Source organism: Clostridium sp. C2-6-12 (genome assembly GCF_009928485.1).
Lineage (GTDB): Bacteria > Bacillota > Clostridia > Clostridiales > Clostridiaceae > Clostridium.
Window position 1 is genome coordinate 300,540 of the sequence record NZ_JAABNP010000002.1, and the last position, 17,535, is coordinate 318,074.

The following is a 17,535-nucleotide window of genomic DNA, read 5'->3' on the forward strand; positions in this document are numbered from 1 at the left end:
TAAAGTATTCTCAACTACGCCTAGAAGTATACTATATAAACATTTCACCATTTTCAATTCAAAATAATTTGCTTTCTCTTTATGCCATAAAACCTTATGTATAACTTTTATTATAATACCACATATTGTAACTAGGTTCCATATTCTTCCTGAGTTGTGGTCAATTTATGTATATGATTTATTAAATTCAAAGAAAATATATCAACAATATTTTTTAAGGATATTGTTGATATATTTTTATAATAAGCTTATTTGTATATATCCGAAAATTCAACATTCATTTTTTCAATAAAACTATGGTCATTTTCCATATAGCTTTCTTTTTTAGATTCAAATGTAATCATTTTATATGGTAATTGTATTATAAATTCACTACCTTCACCCAATATACTTTTAGCAATAATATTACCTCCGTGCATTTCTACAAGTGATTTTGCTAAAGATAAACCTATACCACTACCTTCTTGTTCTCTAGTAAACGATTTATTAACCTGTTTATAACGTTCAAATATCATACTGAGCTTATCTTCTGGTATACCAATTCCATTATCTTTAATTGATATAATAATATTTTCCTCATCTTTTGAAACCTTTACATGAATATAACCATTAATTTTTGTAAATTTAACTGCATTTGAAAGAATATTAAGAATTATTCTTTCAATCATATCAACATCACAAGCTATTATCATTTCTTCAAAATCACAGTCAAATATAAGCTCAATATTTTTAAGTTTAACAAATTCAGAAGTTGATAGTGTTATTTCTTCAACCACACTAACTATATTATGATTTTTTAAGTCAATTTGCATAAATCCAGCATCAATTTTAGTTGTATCAATTAAATTATTTACTAATCTTAAAATCCTTAAACAATTTTGTTTCATTGATGCCATATGTTTTGCCATTTTTCCTTTATTCGAAAACATATCTCCCTTAATATATAACTCAAATAATTGAATTCCACCTAGCATTACATTTATTGGTGTCCTAAGTTCATGTGACATATTAGCTATATATTCACTTTTCAATTGATTTGCTTCTTCTGCCGCCTCCTTGGCTTTTGTTATTTCTTCCTCAAGGAGCTTTCTCTCTGTAATATCTTGTATTGTTCCCCTAAAATAAATCAGATTACCCTGCATGTCAAAATATTTTTTAGCTTTTAAACTAATCCAGCCAGTTTTGTTATTAACACCAACATATCTATATTCAATACTATCTATAGTCCCAGCTAATAAATCTGCTTCTGCCTGTTTAATATATTGTAAATCTTCTGGATAAATATATTTACTTATAATTTTGTTAGTAGGAACAAAGGATTGTGGTTCAAATCCATATATACGATATATTTCATCTGACCAGTAGAATTTATTTTTTATAACATCAAATTCCCAATCTCCTAAATGTGCTAATTCATGAGCCTCTATCAATCTTTTTTTTATTCGTTTCAAATCTTTTTCACTTTCTTTTATTGAAGTTATATCTGAAAATATAGCAGCTATATATCCCTTTTTAGGACAGTAATAGCTAACATTATACCATCTTTCCATTATATCTGAATAAATTTCCATAGATACTGGTTTACCTGTTAATGCAACTTCGCCAAACAAAGTAATCCAATCAACATTTGAATTATTAAGGTTTAGAAATGCTTCTGTAGCCTTTTTCCCAATAAATTCATTACATTTATTCCCTGTAATTCTCTCATATGCAGGGTTGGCTTCCGTTATTATATAATCAATAGGTTTTCCAGCTTCATCTGTGATTATTTTATAATACGAATGTCCAAGATTCATATTATTAAATAAACTCTTATATTTTGCTTCACTTTCTTGTAATTCATTCTTAATTTTTACTTTTTCAGTAATATCTCGTAAGCAAAGCACCCCTGCTGTAAAATTGCCTTCTTTATCATAAATTGGGACTCCATTTACCTCTATATAAATAGCATTCTTGTCTGACTTTACACACATTCTATAACCTATTAATTTTTCTCCTCTAATCACTCTTCGAGATGGAATATCATCTTCTAAAATTAAATGCCCGTCATCATCATAATATTCAGTTTGTATAAGTCCATCTCCAGCATAAATAAGATTATTGAATATAGGAAGATAAACTTCTCTTGCTGTTTTATTGAAAGTAGTGTATTTGCCGTCCCCATCAAATACTAATACAGCATCAGACATATTTTCAATTATAGCTTCCACTTGTTCTTTTTGTTCTTTTATTAATCTATTTTGATCTTCGATACGCTTTTTATTTAGTACATTTTCTGTAACATCCGTAACATTTTGAATTAAATATTTCACACTTCCATTTTCTAAAATAGGTATAATTGAAGCATTCCAATAATGTGTGCATTTTATTGATTCTTTATGAATATAGTCTGGACTATGATAAACTTCACCTTTATTAATCACATCATGTAGTATTCTTTCATAGTTACTTCCTTTAAATTCCTCACTAACCTTTTCTAATTTTAGACCAATACTATTTTCTTTTGTATTGTATGGTTCAGCAAAATTGCTTAAAAAGGTCGGGTTAGCTTTTAATAAAACTAAATCTTTTGAATATATACATATACCATATTTATTATCTAAAAAAATCTGCTCAACATATGGAAACTTATCTTCAAGTCTTGAATTAGACTTTTCCACAATATAGTAAACTTTTTCATTACTGCTGCTTATTTCTATTGTTGATAATCTAATTTCCCTTGCTTCAAGTGATTTTGTAAAAATGAAACCTTCCTTCTCCCCAATACTACTGTCTCGATCATATAAATCAATAGTCATTCTTAATAGTTCATTGCAAACTTCAAACATATTTTTATATAAAATATCCTCTTTAGCATAACCAGTCAATTCTAAAAAATCTTCTCCTATATCAATGACTTTTCCATTGCTAGTTAATACATATGACCTATGTTTATAGAAACTATAATCTATTTTACATATCACAAAAACTCCCCCTATACTACTTTATATAATAGCTTTTAATACATTTTTACACATTTTTTCCTATTTCTAATTTTACTGCACATTTTCCAAAATTGCTACCAATTGTTATATTTATACAGCAAAATATTATAAACATTTTCTTCTAAAATTTTACTTCCCTTTACAAATTCTTTGCGTGAATCCAAAATAAACTCAAAAAAACATATTAAATTCAGCTTATATGTTTTTCACTCCCAGACTTATGAATTTACTTACTCTAAAATATCTTCTTGTTTTTTTTATTTTTTAATTGTTTATTATTTTATCTGTCTTACTTTTTCTATTTAAAAGTACATTTTTACAAAATATGCTATAATTAATCGAAGAGTTTTTTTATAAAATAAATACGTAATCTTAGCTATTTATGAAAAATAGGATTGTTTACACAAAATTAATTTGAAGGAGGAGTAATTATGAGCTTTAAAGAAGGATTTTTTTGGGGAGGAGCTACAGCTGCAAACCAATGTGAAGGTGCATGGAATGTAGATGGACGTGGACCAGCAATGACCGATGTTACTACTGGAGGTTCTGTAAAAGAATCTAGAATGATAACTTACATTGATAAAGATGGAAAGCCTGGAAAAGTAGGAAGAGGTATGCCTATTCCTGAAGGAGCAAAATATGCTGTTTTAGATACTGAATTATATCCTAATCATGACGGAATTGATTTTTATCATTATTATAAAGAGGATATAGCTTTATTTTCTGAAATGGGCTTTAAAATGTTTCGTATGTCTATTTCTTGGTCTCGTTTATATCCAAGGGGAGATGAAGAAATTCCAAATGAAAAAGGCATTGAATTTTATCGTAATGTCTTTAAAGAATGTAAAAAGCGCAACATTGAGCCGTTGGTTACAATTTGGCACTTTGATACGCCACTTTACTTAGAAGAAAACTATGGTGGATGGACAAATCGTAAATTGATTGAATTCTATGAAAGATTTGCTTCTACTTGTTTCAAGGAATACAAAGGATTGGTTAAATACTGGTTAACCTTTAACGAAATCAATAACACTGTAATGTTCTTAGAAATGTTTGGTAATAAAGCTACAGATAAAATGTATGAAGATGGTTATCAAATTTTACATCATCAACTTGTAGCAAGTGCTAAAGCTGTGCAAGCTGGTCACAAAATAGACCCTGAAAACATGATTGGATGTATGATTTGCGGAATAACTTTCTATCCTGGAACTTGTGATCCTAAAGATATTCTACTTAATCGTCATACATGGGAAAAAGGTATATTCTACTGTGGAGATGTTCAATGTAAAGGAAAATATGGAACATATGCAAAACGTTTATGGGCTGAGCATAATGTGAAATTAGATATTACGGAACAAGATTTAATTGATTTAAAAAGCGGTACTGTGGACATGTATTCATTTTCTTACTATATGTCTAACAACGTAACAACTCATGATACAAAAGATAAGGTAGGCGGTAATTTTTCAGCTGGAGCACGTAATGAATATTTAACTTATTCTGACTGGGGCTGGGCTTTAGATCCAGATGGACTTCAATACTACTTGGAAATGATTTATGATCGTTATGAAAAACCACTATTAGTAGTAGAAAATGGATTAGGTGCTTTTGATACAGTTGAAGCGGATGGCTCTATTCATGATCCATACCGTATTGACTACTATCGCGAGCATATTAAGGCTATGGAAAGAGCAGTTAATAATGGTGTTGACCTTATTGCCTACACAACTTGGGGCTGTATTGACTTAGTTAGTGCTGGTACTGGTGAAATGAGAAAGCGTTATGGCTTTATCTATGTAGATAAACATGATGACGGAACTGGTACAATGGCTAGAAGTAGGAAAGACTCATTTTACTGGTATAAAAAAGTAATTGAATCAAATGGTGCTGATTTAATATAAAGATAATATTTATTATAAACTTATCAGAATTGACATAATACTGTCACAAATATGTTTTATAATAAAAACATAAGGTTAAAACATTATTATTTCTCCCAAAAATAATTAATATGAGCCAGTATTTAGAATAGTCTGTTACACCCTAGCAGGCTGTTCTATTTTTATGTTCCGCCATATCTTTAAATAATGCAAAAATATGATTTTAATCCAACCAGTTATTTTATAGTTGTCTTTTCTTTTAGATATTGTCCAAGATCTTTATCTAAATTATTTATGTGATATTCCCAAAAATCTGCTATTTTTTGTTCCATATAATTAGTAATGGCTCCAGTGACTCCATATCTCTCACATATATATCTTATCTCACCTAATTGATTTCTAAATACTTGATGTTGTATTGTTTGTTGCCTATATCTAGGATAATTGTAATTTCTCTGAATCTCTTCTTCATCATTAAAATGCTTATTAGTATATCTTTCAAGAAAATCTAATGTTCTAAGTACTTCTTCCTTACCCGTACCTGAATTTATTGAATCAAAAAAGTAAACTATTCTTTCAAGCAATTCTTTATGCTGATTATCAATATTTTCATGACCTATTTCCAAGGACTCATCCCATTTTAACCTCATGAAACCACACACCCTTCATAATATATAATAGCTATCTTAATATTATCACATTATGTATACGCTTTCTTGATTAATTATAACAATTATTTCTACAAATAATTCCATTATTATTCATTTTATCTAAATTTAATAATAATATAAAGAGCAGCAAAAGCCACTCCTATTTTAGTTAACTGCTATTTTTTTAAACTTGATTTTTTGTTATTAATTTGTCTTTATGTAAAACATGGTCTAATATCCAGTTGAAAATAAAAGATAGTATCTCATCTAAATACTTATTGGTATCTTCATCCAATCTTCTAAAATCAATATCATATATCTTTTTTATAAACTCTGCATGTTCTATTTTTTGGCTCGGCAGTTGAGGAGAATCAATCTTCATCATGTAACTTTCTTCAGTTTGAAAATGAAATTTAGTATATTGACGTAAGTCTTCTAGTATTTGTATAACTTCATCATACTTATCAAGTCTAAGTTCATTTTTTAATAGGTCATATGCTTGATTTCCGATTTCAAATAAATGAAAATGTTGCTTATCAATTATGTCAACCCCTATTGAATATTCATTTTTCCACACCAACATTATATTTCCCCTTCTTTCTACAATATTATTATTTATTTTACCATATATTCTTTATATAGAGAATATTTTTATATATTAATGCATTTTTTTATAATTTAAATAAATAATTAAAAGCTTTAAGAAGTAAACATTATGTCATGTATCTGATTTATAAATATAAAGTTTATTAGTATCTGAATCCAAAATAGATATTGTAATATTGTAATAACCTCTTAAATTTATATTTATATTTTTCTCATCAAGATACCTTTTAGGGAGTCCATCATTTAAATAATTATATGATTTACATAATTAAAATCCATTAATTATATCCTTAGGTATCCTTTTTGATTTTTACCGTATATTAAGGTTAAAATATATACTAGAGATAAAAAAATAAGTATAATAAAGATTTTACTCTCTATTATACTTATCTAGAAATAATGCTTAAAAAGGATGTTGTAATTATTCTTGGGAGTTAAAATTTTGTTTAATGTTTGAATTTATATTAACATATTTTTTATAACAATACAAGACTAAAACTATCAGATTTATCTTATTAGTATTCTTAAATTAATACACATTATTAGTTATCTGATAAAAGTTCTTTATCGGGTGTTACTAAAATCTTAACATGTTTCTTTTTCTCTGGTCCTGTTAATGCTCCAAAACCTTCTTCAACTATATGGTCTAGATGTATTTTCTTTGTTACATAGCCTTCTGCTTTTATTCTTCCATCCTTCATTTGAGCCAAAGTTGCTGGAAATTCATGTCTATATGCTAAAGTTCCCACTATTTTCTTTTCAGTGAATACTAATAAATTAGGGTTAATTTTTGCATCATTTTCCCAAATACTTGTTATTACTAAAGTTCCTTCAAATTTTAAGCTTTCAATACCTATATCAAGACCAATTTGAGCCCCTGTAGTTTCAAAAGCTACATCAACTCCTAATCCATTTGTAAGTCTTTTAACTTCTTCTGCTATATTTACTTCATTAGGATCTAGCACTACATCTGCTCCTGCTCTTTTAGCATATTCTTGTCTTATTGATTTTCTTTGTAACACTATTACTAATTTTGCACCTGCTGCTTTCAGACATTCTATAGTTGCAAGTCCTATTGGGCCTGACCCTAAAACTAATGCAGTATCTCCCGTTTGAAATTTACCAACTCTAATTGAATGTAAGGCTACTGCCATTGGTTCAACTAAAGCAGCTTGTTCATAAGACATTTCGTCTGGTATTTTATGTACAAATTTTTCTGGAAAAACTGTATATTCAGCTAATCCGCCTCCACTTCCACAAAGTCCGTGGAAGCCTAAAGAAGAACATAGGTTGTATTTACCCTCTAGACATGCTGGACATTTTCCACATGCAACAATTGGTTCAACTATTACTCTATCTCCAACTTTAAAATTTGTTACACTACTACCAAGCTTAACAACTTCTCCTGAAAATTCATGTCCTAAAACTACTGGTGCAGTTGTTCCACTTAATGGATGTGGTTGTCCAACTGGTATAAATATAGGTCCTCCTAAATATTCATGTAAGTCTGATCCGCATATACCGCACCATTTTACTTTAATCTTCACACCATCACTTGTAATAACTTTTGGCTCTTCAATTTCCTCAACTCTAACATCCTTCTTTTCGTACCATAAAGCTGCTTTCATATAAATTTCCTCCTAACAATATATTGTTAATTTATTCACATTTTATATAAAAGCAATATTAATGCCAAAAATATCAGATATACCATAAATTTATATTTTTCATTTTTATAACCTTACACGTCTTATTTTATGTCAATCAAAAATATATAATAGAATTAATGAATTTCTCATAAAACAGAAAGTGTATCAAAACGATGCACTTTATTTTCTCGTTTTGATACACTTTATCTATTATTCTCATTTTGATACATCTAATCCATAGCTTTTTAACTTTCTATATAAAGTTGCTCTTCCTATGTTTAATAGTTTTGCTGTTAATTGAATATTCCCATCACATTTTTTTATTGCATTTCTTATTGCATTTTCCTCTAATTCACTGAGAGGTATTATTGTTAATTCTTCTTTTAATGGCTTTGTATCAATAATATCTTCATTGTTATTAATATAATCTAATTCTTCTGTATTTATCATTTCATCTTCACTTATATAATAATCTCTTTCAACCACATTTTTAAGTTCTCGTATATTCCCAGGCCAATCATATTTTTTCAGATCATCTATATATGATTGTTTTACATTTATAATTTTGTTTTTATTTTTTAAGTTTAAATTATTAATAAATTCACTTACAAGTAAATCCATATCTTCTTTTCTTCTTCTAAGAGGTATTGTTTTTATTTCCATTACACTTAATCTATAATATAAATCCTCTCTGAAATTTTGCCTCTTTATTTCATTTTTCAATATTCTATTAGTAGCCCCAATAATTCTCACATCTAACTGCTTCTCAAAAGTTCCTCCTACTCTTACAATCTTTCCATTATCCAATACTCTAAGAAGCTTACTTTGAATATCTAAAGGCAATTCCCCAATTTCATCTAGAAAGATTGTGCCCCCATCTGCCAATTCAAATTTTCCTGGATGACCTTCCTTTGAAGCTCCAGTAAAGGCCCCTTTTTCATATCCAAATAATTCACTTTCAACAAGTTCACTTGGAATTGACGCACAGTTCACTGCAACAAATGGACCTCTTGCTCGATTACTATAATTATGTATTGATTGTGAAATTAATTCTTTGCCAGTACCACTTTCTCCTTGAATCAAGATATTACAGTCACTTTTTGCCGCTTTTTTAGAAAAATTTATCATTTTTTTCATTTCCAAATTATTTGTCGTAATATCTTTAAACTCATACTTAGCTTTATAACCAGCAAATTTGTTCACTAATTTATGCACTGCTTCAACTTTTGAAAAAGTTATTACCATCCCACTATTTTTTCCCTTACTATTTAAGGGAATGATATTTATAACGCACTTTATTCTTTCATTATTTATTGAAAAATCCCATTCTATATTATTCAAAAATTTATTTTCAGCTTTCATAAATTTGTAAAAATCAATTTCTTTTAGTACATGGCTAATTTCCATATTCATGGCTTCTTCTAAAGATATATTTAATATTTTTAGCGCCTGTCCATTAATTCTTTTTATTTTCATATGCTCGTTCATAACAATCATGCCTTCTGATATGGAATTGAAGGTCACATTAAGCAATCTATATGATATTGCTAATTCCATTTGTTTTTGAATTGATTGAGCTGCTGCAGTTACTATTCCTAATGTATGAGAATGGGCATTATAATAATTACCTGACATATTTATACATCCAATTAAATTATCGTCCTCATCATAAATTGGTGCAGCTGAACATGTCCATGAGTGTTGATTTATTCCATAATGCTCTGCCCCTATAGTTTGAACTGGTTTATTAAGATACAAAGCAGTTCCTATTGCATTAGTTCCAACTACCTTTTCAGACCATAATTCACCCTTTAAGAAATTTAATTCTTCAGCCCTTTCCATTATATCTTTATCGCCAATTATATCTATTATGTAACCTTCTTTGTCAACTAAGAATATAGCAAAACCCGATCCATGGACCATGCTATATATACTTTCTATAACAGGTCTTGCAACAGAAATAAGTTCATTATTTTTATTAATTAACATATTTATATTAGTGTGGTTAATATTTCCTCTCCCGTTATAAGGATTAACTCCATACTTTCTGCATCTTATCCAAGAATCAGCTATTTCTTTTCTAACCTTAGGATGTACTTTTCCTGTTTCTATAAAATTTTCCCATGCTTTAGTGATAAATTCGATATAACCTTCCATATGTCTCTCTCCATTATTACTTTCATCATTATTCATTGATCTCTTCAAATCTATTTACAATTTTACCATCAACCTCTTTAGCATCTAAAAACATACTCAAAGGTCTAACCCATATCCATTTTTCCCAATAAAGGGCTTGATAAAGCACCAAATATTCATTTATTCCTCCTGACATAGCTTCTGATCCTATAATAATATTATGTGCTAATTTCAACTATTCCTCTTAAATTTCACCTAAAACTTGATTAGTTAGAATATTATTTGTTTTCTCTTTTCTGAAGTATAGGTTCACTTCCTACAATTTTGTAAATACGTTCTTCAACTACTGTTCCATCTGCTTTTGTTTCTTTAAACGTAATTAAGTCATATCCGTCATTACTTTTGCTTTGAGCTGTTTCGTATATCAATCTCACACCATTTTCCACTTTCTCCTTTGTGCCAAGCCAATTAGGACAATCATTTAAAAACCAATCATTTTTTCCCCAATATGCAAATAGTTTATTTTCTGCAGAAACATTAATATCTGGAAGTGCTTTTTCCACATATTGTGAATTCACTTGAGCAGATCTTCCTATTTTTATTAAGTATTCCTTAGCTTGAGTTTCTTGTGATTCAGCAAGCTTAGAATAATCTTTATTATCATTCTTCAATACTTTATTCCATAATCTTTCTGGAAACATCTCTTTTATAGAAGCTGCATAATCTTCTCCATCAATTGGCTCTTTATATTTAATAAGTGAATATCCTCCATTTGTATTTTTAGAAAATGTTATTACTGTAGGTATTGCTCACTCCCACTAATCTTAGTGAAAATACCATTTTCGAAGCCGAAATAACCGAAACTTGAAAGTGTATAAGCTTTTACCTCATTATCTTTTTCCTCTGTTTCCAAAGTTATATGTCCTTCAGTGGCGACTTCCCCCTTAAGATATCCATTTTCTCCTTTACTTTTTATTGATTGACTTACAGCTTCTTCAATATTTCCACTAATCAAGTTATTTGAATCAGAAACTTTATTATTATTACTAACTACATTTAGATTTTTTCCATTGTTTTCTTTTGAAATTGAAGAACTATTTTGTGTTGTTTGTGTCCAAGCTCCATTAGAATCTAATAAATATCCTTCAATAGTAGTATTTTTAGCCATAGAACCATCACTATTTAAATAATACCATTTGTTATGATACTCAATCCATCCTGTTTTCATATATCCATTATTATCAAAATAATACCACTTCCCACTAATTTCTTTCCAACCTACTGAATATGAACTTTCTTCTGTATTCCACCAACCATTAGAATCCTGTTTCCATTCTGCACCTGCTCTTATTGGAACTAATGTAAAAAAACTTGTTGCTATTAATCCTATAGTAATTATTCTTTTTAGATTTTCTTTTTTCATTTTACGCCCCCAACTTTATCTTGCTTTTACATCATTATCTGACTTAAAAGAATTCTTTCTAGATAACCCATGTAGTAATTAGTAATATTTAATTTTTTCCATGAATTAATATTGCTCATCAACTATAAGCTTTAAGCAAATTCAACCTCTTTTGTTATTAGGTTTACAATTCTACTCCTTACATCTGATTTTGATATAAATATAGGTTCTCCACTACTATCTATACAATAAGATATAGGAATGGATACTCCACAATTTCTAAAAGAACCATCTGCATGACTTGTTCCCATTATAATTGTTTTATATGTCTTAGCAATATTTTTTGCTTCAGTTATCCATTCCTCGAATTGTTCATCACTAAACATTCCAACTCCTATTGGATGTGAAATAAAACTAATTTTTGAACTTATCTTCTTTAAATCTCTAACACCTTTTAATATTTCCATACATAGCAAATATCCAATTGTCATATTGTTATAATCAATTACTAAAGGTGGATTTAACTCTTCCTCCTCTTTAGGTGGAGTTTTTCCTCTATCCAAAACCTTCTCACCACTATTGCTTATTATTACTGCTCTATCCTTATTGTCTTTCCTATATGCTGTAATAATTGTAACATTATATTCTTTAGCGATTTTACAAGCGCTTTCTAACACTTCTTCACTTGATAAATAACCTTCAGGATATAATACAATATCAACATCCTTATTGTTTTCTATTTCCTTTATCATTTGTTTTATTCCAGTTTCATGGATCGGTTGTCCTATTAAAATTCTCAAATTATTTACCTCACTAAAATATAATTTATATCTTGGACACTATTATATATCTTCTTTTCATATAAATAATATAATTTATAAGTATTTTACTCTTTTTTCTTCGTTGAAGAATAACTTGTTATTAATCCACTAACACCTATAATGACTGGTATTATGCAATACGAAATAGCCTTATAACTATTTCTGCTAATTATATCAAATAATAAAATTAATATTGGAATAATAATGCAAAACACCAATATTATTCTACAAATCTTTGTTTTTGAATTACTCATATCTCTACCTCTTTAAAATTATATATTCTTTACTAATATTGTTAGGTTTCTTTTATTTCTATTTTTTTCATGGCTCACTTTACACTATCAAATCACTTTCTCCCAAAATTTCTATAATTCTAAAGTTAGCATTTCTTCAAAGCTATCAATGACATAATCATATTCTTTAACATTACCAAACCCATATCTTGCATAAACAAATGGTATTTCTGCGACTTTTGCTGACTGCGCATCTCCATTAGTGTCTCCTACATAAATTGGACTTTTCAATTTGTTTCTTTTTATAATAATTTTATTATTTTCTCCTTTTGATAATCCTGTTACACCAGAACATTCTATATCATTAAAGTATTTATCTAATTTATGTGCTTTAAAAAAACATTGAATATATCCATCTTGACAATTACTAACTATGAATAATTTATATTTTTCAGATAACACTTTAAGTGTTTCTTCTAATTTAGGGTATAGTTTTCCTCCATGTTCACCTAAATAAACTTGTTCTGCATCACAACATTCTTTCATTAATTTCATTTGAAAATCTTCATCTAAGTCTGGAAATAACTTCTTACCTATTTCATTTACCTGAAGTCCCATACATCCTTCCATATCTTTAGGCGTTACAACTCTTTTTATATTTGGGTACTTCGATAATACGGTTTTCCATGCATCACATACTCCTTCTATTGAATTCCAAAGAGTTCCATCTAAATCAAAAATAATGCTATCTATATTCATTTTTTCCTCCAAATTTCATTATTATTTCTATTAAAAGCTCCTTTTTTACTTATTTACTTATAATTTATTTTTATTATGTAAAAGCCTTTATTGATAAAATACTTATAAATTTACACCTTCTCATCCTACAAGGATATATTGAATTTAATTTATCTATTTCTTAAATAAGTAATGCAAAAATAGACTAGCTACTGCTAATATTGAATTTTATATTTCTCAAGTAAATCTTCTATATTTTTTCTAATTATCTCTTCAGGTTTATTTAAGTCAGTAGTAATAATAGATTCTATTTTATTTATTTCCATTGTTTTCTCCTTTAGCAATAATTAATTTCACTTTACTACAAATATTTTTATCTTTTAAAAGAATTTATAGTTGCACAAAACAAAACTTTATGTGTTTTGTTTTGAAATAATTATTCTTCTATTTTGCACTAGCTTATACTTTGTTTTTTCTTAATAACACATGATGATAAAAAGATATATTTCTGTATTCCTCTATATCTGAAACTTTCATTTCAATTTCAAACATTTTCTCTTGCCAAATTTGATCATATCTTATTTCATTATTGGGATGTAATCCAAATAGAGTTCTAACTCCAAGCACTTTTTCTATATTTATGTTTAACTCCCCTATCCATTCTTTAATATGATCAACAGTATAATAGTTTATTTCTCCAAAGTAGGCAGCACTACATACTTCATCATTTAGCAATCTCATAACTTCATCTAAATTATTTTCAAAAATAGCCTTAGCCATAATTCTTCCAGCATGATTATGTTTTACTATAGATATTATTCCATTTGGTTTTAGTACTCTATAGAATTCTCTGAATAAATCTTCACGTTCCTTTGCATATTCAAAAACATTATGACATATTACAGCATCAAAAGAATCATCTTCTTGCTCCTTAAGTCTTTCTATCCCACCAATAATTTGATTATAATTATTTTCACTTTTTCTCATCTCTACCATATTCATATCAGGTTCTATTGCAACTACATTATTATCTTTGGATAGATAATTTGCTGTTATCCCAAGGCCACTACCAAAATCAAGAATTTTAGAATTAGTCATTTGAGGTAATTGCTCCCATACTATTCTGTAGTACATTACATTCCAAGGCTTTTCTATATTTTCAGCGTATATTTTAAAATCATTATTCATTATATTCCTCCATAAATAAAAATTATATATCCATGATGGTCAATTCCATCACAATTCTATGCTATTAGTTTTGCTGCTTCAGAAGTAAAAACTAAGTTTCTATTTGTAATAACTTCAAATATGAAAACTTCCTACAATAACTATATCATCATAGCTTTTTCTTAAAACAAATTATTCTATTTGCTTCCTCAAAACCGATTTGTAAATGGAATTTTAAACTTTCTGTATTATTTAATTCACAATCACTTGCAAATTCTATGCAGCCCTTACTTTTTGCCCATTCTTCACATTGAGTAAGAAGTTGTTTCCCAACACCTCTCTTACGGTGATTAGCATCTACATAAATACCTTCTAAATAGCCAACAGGACTGCTTTTTGTTCCCTCAACATAATCATTTCTTAAACTGCACTGTGCAAAACCAACTCCTCTAGTTTCACTAAAATAAATAAAAACTGCTCCATTTTCTGAATCAATGTAATTTATCATTTCTTTTTCCATATCATTAATTTCATGGCTTGGCCATAGTTGTAAAGCCAATTCAGCTACTATTTTGCTGTCCTCAATTCCAGCTTTTTTTATCATTGTTTGTAACCTCCAAATATTCATTGATTTATAATTGTTTATTGTTTCATCTATTAATAATGAAGCAAACAAACTTTCATATATTTTTATATTCCAATTGGACATGATACCATACACAATCCACAAGAATGTTTTCTATGATGTGCTTTTAAAGTAATCTCTTCAATAATATATTGATACTATCCCGAGCTTCACATATTAAACTTTCAAATTTCTCCTCTTTATAACCATTTGAACCCAATAATTCCCTATGAGGAACTGCAAAAGCCAATGCACATTTATAATCAGATTTATATTCACTAAAGTCTATATTGGAAATACCAAATAAAATATTAGAACTTTTCTTAAAAATCTCCAAAATATAGTTGTACGAGTCAATCATATATATTGCTCCTTATTTTTCGCTTCCCTTTTATTCACAATTTAACAAATGTAAAACCTTTATTTCTACACACAATTTATATTACAAATCAAATGACACATTCATAATATATCTAACAATTCATTTAAGTTTGTAATTTCTGTATCTGGAATGTATTCATCTGATTTAGGTTTCTGCACTCCACCAAAACCTTGTTTAATCCATATTGTTTTCATTCCAATGGCTTTTGCTGGAAATATATCATTATCTAAACGATCTCCAACCATAACTGTTTCAGAAGCATTGCATCCTGATTGTTCTAGTGCTATTTGAAATAGTTTTATATCTGGTTTCATAATTTGATAATCCCATGAAGAAAATATAAATGAAAAATACTTTGAAATGCCCCATGAATTTAATCTTTCTACAAGCCCGTCTGTTTGATTTGCAATAATACCAAGTTTATATCTTTGTGATAATAAATGTAAAACTAAATCAGCATTATCATATAATTTTTCAAGTTCATGGCGATATGGAGCAGCTTTTAAAAAACCAAACTTCTTTACAACAGTTCTATATTGGGGTTGATATGTTATAGATGCTCTAATAATTTCCTCATATATATCCTTATTCGAAAGTCCCAACATTTTCGCTTCTTCCATTTCTGCTTGCTCTATACATCTTTGCACCCATACATCATCCTCATTAATCAATGTATAACCTATATCGAAAAATATACATTTAATATTTTCCATTCCATCTCCTCCAGTTTACCTTACATTAAGTTCATCATCTTTTACATTTGTGCAGTAATACAAGCTACACTTCTTTATTTCCATTTTCAAAATAATATTTCCATATGGTAATCTAAAGTTCTCTGCGGTTTTACGAAACCAAGATTTTATATGATTTAAATTTACTTTCTTCATAAACATTTCCTCCTCAAATTACCATTGATAATATCATCATAGGAGTACTACCTAAAATTTAGATTTGTCATAGTTATATGGAATGCTTGTCCCCACAACTACATCTTGAATTTTTCGATAATAAGCCAATCGTCCATATTTCCTTGATGTTCAAAGTCAAGAGGTTCTATTTCACTAACATTTTCAAACTCTACTAAGCACATACATTTTTTATGCCAACGTTCTTGTTGTTTTTTAGATAAATTTAGTTTTCCTTGATTATCAGAAAGCTCCTTTACTATTTCATCCTCAGATAATTTAACATGATTTTGAACTGATTTTACGGTTGCCGTTGCAGAAATTTTTGCTGTACCTTTTTTCATAAAATAAAGTTTCTCTCCTTCAAAAACTCTACTGTGAGGAATCTTTCTTCCTGCTGCAGCTCTAATAATCATTGTTTTAGAACCATCTAATATTTTTTCTAATACCTTTTCTTTATCATCACAATATACCAAATGTACCATATCTAATTCTCCTTATCTATCATTTACATTTATTTTCTATTTTAAGTTGATCCATTACATTAATTATCCTATTACTATCCGCAATATTAATTGCTATCCTGTAGTCAGCCATATTAAATCTATTTAAAATAAGCTTGCCATCTTCAATTACATAACCTGATATTTTGTTTAATGGTATATAAAATGGCATTGTTGCAAATGAAATTCCCTTTCCACCTATAAAAGTGTTAGAAGTTCCTGCATTAATTAGCATTATTATTCCAATAAACATTAGGCTATGAGTTGATATTTTTATTGGTTCATGATCAACTACTACTTCCAAATATAAAAAGTATCCATCCATCATCAAAAATATCAATCCAAAAATAATTTCAGAAATGAATTGTCCATTTGAGGTCCTAATACTCTCTAAGATATTTCCAACCTTGTTTTTTCTGAATATATAAGTTACTAAATTAAATATTATGACAGCACCTACAATAAAATAATATATATAATTCATTTCTAATTGCTCCTCCTAAAATTCTTTTGAATAATAATCAATATGCAGATTAATTAATAAAAAGGTTCTCTAGCAAATAACTAAAAACCTCAACCATGTATTTATTCCATTAATTATTAATTATCATTTCTTATTTAGTTACCACTAAGCATAACATTTACCAAGAGATCCGTCCCTCAAATCGGTAATTAATGTAATTATACTATGTTAAGTAAATTTTTTCAAAATACTAATGAAATTTTAATAATTTGTAATATTTATAATCAACTCACTAATAATTCCAAAAAATAAAACTATATAATTTAAAGTTGTAATGTAAGCGTAAAAAAATTAACGCATAGAAAATGCAAGCCTCCATTGTTAAAATTAG

The 17,535-nt window shown here is 28.2% G+C and carries 18 protein-coding genes and 1 pseudogene; 1 reads left to right on the forward strand and 18 read right to left on the reverse strand.

Annotated elements, in window-relative coordinates:
* Positions 1-248: 248 nt before the first annotated feature.
* Positions 249-2,963, reverse strand: coding sequence for a PAS domain-containing sensor histidine kinase (locus GXK56_RS03120; protein WP_243155995.1), 2,715 nt, complete (start codon positions 2,961-2,963; stop codon positions 249-251).
* Positions 2,964-3,415: 452 nt separating this feature from the next.
* On the opposite strand from GXK56_RS03120, the gene GXK56_RS03125 reads away from it, so the two are divergent.
* The gene (locus tag GXK56_RS03125) at positions 3,416-4,885 is read left to right on the forward strand and encodes a family 1 glycosylhydrolase (protein WP_160684817.1); all 1,470 of its coding nucleotides are present in this window, start codon (positions 3,416-3,418) and stop codon (positions 4,883-4,885) included.
* Positions 4,886-5,100: 215 nt separating this feature from the next.
* On the opposite strand, the gene GXK56_RS03130 is transcribed toward GXK56_RS03125, so the two are convergent.
* The 17 genes and pseudogenes from GXK56_RS03130 to GXK56_RS03210 form a co-directional block, all read right to left on the reverse strand.
* The gene (locus GXK56_RS03130) at positions 5,101-5,514 is read right to left on the reverse strand and encodes a hemerythrin family protein (protein WP_160684820.1); all 414 of its coding nucleotides are present in this window, start codon (positions 5,512-5,514) and stop codon (positions 5,101-5,103) included.
* Between the two features lie 184 nt (positions 5,515-5,698).
* A complete protein-coding gene (locus tag GXK56_RS03135; RefSeq protein WP_160684823.1) occupies positions 5,699-6,097 on the reverse strand; it encodes a hemerythrin family protein in 399 nt (132 codons plus the stop codon).
* 565 nt (positions 6,098-6,662) lie between these two features.
* Complete coding sequence (locus tag GXK56_RS03140; RefSeq protein WP_160684826.1) at positions 6,663-7,748, reverse strand: 2,3-butanediol dehydrogenase; 1,086 nt, start codon at positions 7,746-7,748, stop codon at positions 6,663-6,665.
* Between the two features lie 237 nt (positions 7,749-7,985).
* Entirely contained in the window at positions 7,986-9,926 is a 1,941-nt protein-coding gene (locus GXK56_RS03145; RefSeq protein ID WP_160684920.1) for a sigma-54-dependent Fis family transcriptional regulator, read from the reverse strand.
* Between the two features lie 28 nt (positions 9,927-9,954).
* On the reverse strand, positions 9,955-10,140 hold the full coding sequence (locus GXK56_RS03150) for a DUF1653 domain-containing protein (protein WP_243155996.1): 186 nt from the start codon (positions 10,138-10,140) through the stop codon (positions 9,955-9,957).
* Positions 10,141-10,183: 43 nt separating this feature from the next.
* Positions 10,184-10,606: a hypothetical protein gene (locus tag GXK56_RS03155; RefSeq protein WP_160684829.1), complete on the reverse strand. Its 423-nt coding sequence runs from the start codon at positions 10,604-10,606 to the stop codon at positions 10,184-10,186.
* Positions 10,607-10,698: 92 nt separating this feature from the next.
* A complete protein-coding gene (locus GXK56_RS03160; protein ID WP_160684832.1) occupies positions 10,699-11,328 on the reverse strand; it encodes a hypothetical protein in 630 nt (209 codons plus the stop codon).
* Between the two features lie 131 nt (positions 11,329-11,459).
* Positions 11,460-12,107 (reverse strand): hypothetical protein, encoded by a 648-nt coding sequence (locus GXK56_RS03165; RefSeq protein WP_160684835.1) that lies wholly within the window; start codon positions 12,105-12,107, stop codon positions 11,460-11,462.
* 86 nt (positions 12,108-12,193) lie between these two features.
* Positions 12,194-12,382 (reverse strand): hypothetical protein, encoded by a 189-nt coding sequence (locus GXK56_RS03170; protein ID WP_160684838.1) that lies wholly within the window; start codon positions 12,380-12,382, stop codon positions 12,194-12,196.
* Positions 12,383-12,493: 111 nt separating this feature from the next.
* Positions 12,494-13,120: an HAD family hydrolase gene (locus GXK56_RS03175; protein WP_160684841.1), complete on the reverse strand. Its 627-nt coding sequence runs from the start codon at positions 13,118-13,120 to the stop codon at positions 12,494-12,496.
* A 438-nt stretch (positions 13,121-13,558) separates the two neighbouring features.
* Positions 13,559-14,287: a class I SAM-dependent methyltransferase gene (locus GXK56_RS03180; RefSeq protein WP_160684844.1), complete on the reverse strand. Its 729-nt coding sequence runs from the start codon at positions 14,285-14,287 to the stop codon at positions 13,559-13,561.
* A gap of 148 nt (positions 14,288-14,435) precedes the next feature.
* Positions 14,436-14,870, reverse strand: a complete 435-nt coding sequence (gene aac(6') / locus GXK56_RS03185; RefSeq protein WP_160684847.1) for an aminoglycoside 6'-N-acetyltransferase — start codon at positions 14,868-14,870, stop codon at positions 14,436-14,438.
* Between the two features lie 148 nt (positions 14,871-15,018).
* Positions 15,019-15,252, reverse strand: a complete 234-nt coding sequence (locus tag GXK56_RS03190) for a hypothetical protein (RefSeq protein ID WP_160684849.1) — start codon at positions 15,250-15,252, stop codon at positions 15,019-15,021.
* Positions 15,253-15,353: 101 nt separating this feature from the next.
* Positions 15,354-15,986, reverse strand: a complete 633-nt coding sequence (locus GXK56_RS03195; RefSeq protein ID WP_160684852.1) for an HAD family hydrolase — start codon at positions 15,984-15,986, stop codon at positions 15,354-15,356.
* 15 nt (positions 15,987-16,001) lie between these two features.
* Positions 16,002-16,160 carry a hypothetical protein gene (locus tag GXK56_RS03200; RefSeq protein WP_160684855.1) on the reverse strand — a complete coding sequence of 53 codons (159 nt, stop codon included), beginning with the start codon at positions 16,158-16,160 and terminating at the stop codon, positions 16,002-16,004.
* Positions 16,161-16,211: 51 nt separating this feature from the next.
* Positions 16,212-16,663: pseudogene (locus GXK56_RS03205) on the reverse strand (hypothetical protein).
* A 19-nt stretch (positions 16,664-16,682) separates the two neighbouring features.
* On the reverse strand, positions 16,683-17,165 hold the full coding sequence (locus GXK56_RS03210; protein WP_160684858.1) for a hypothetical protein: 483 nt from the start codon (positions 17,163-17,165) through the stop codon (positions 16,683-16,685).
* Positions 17,166-17,535: the final 370 nt, after the last annotated feature.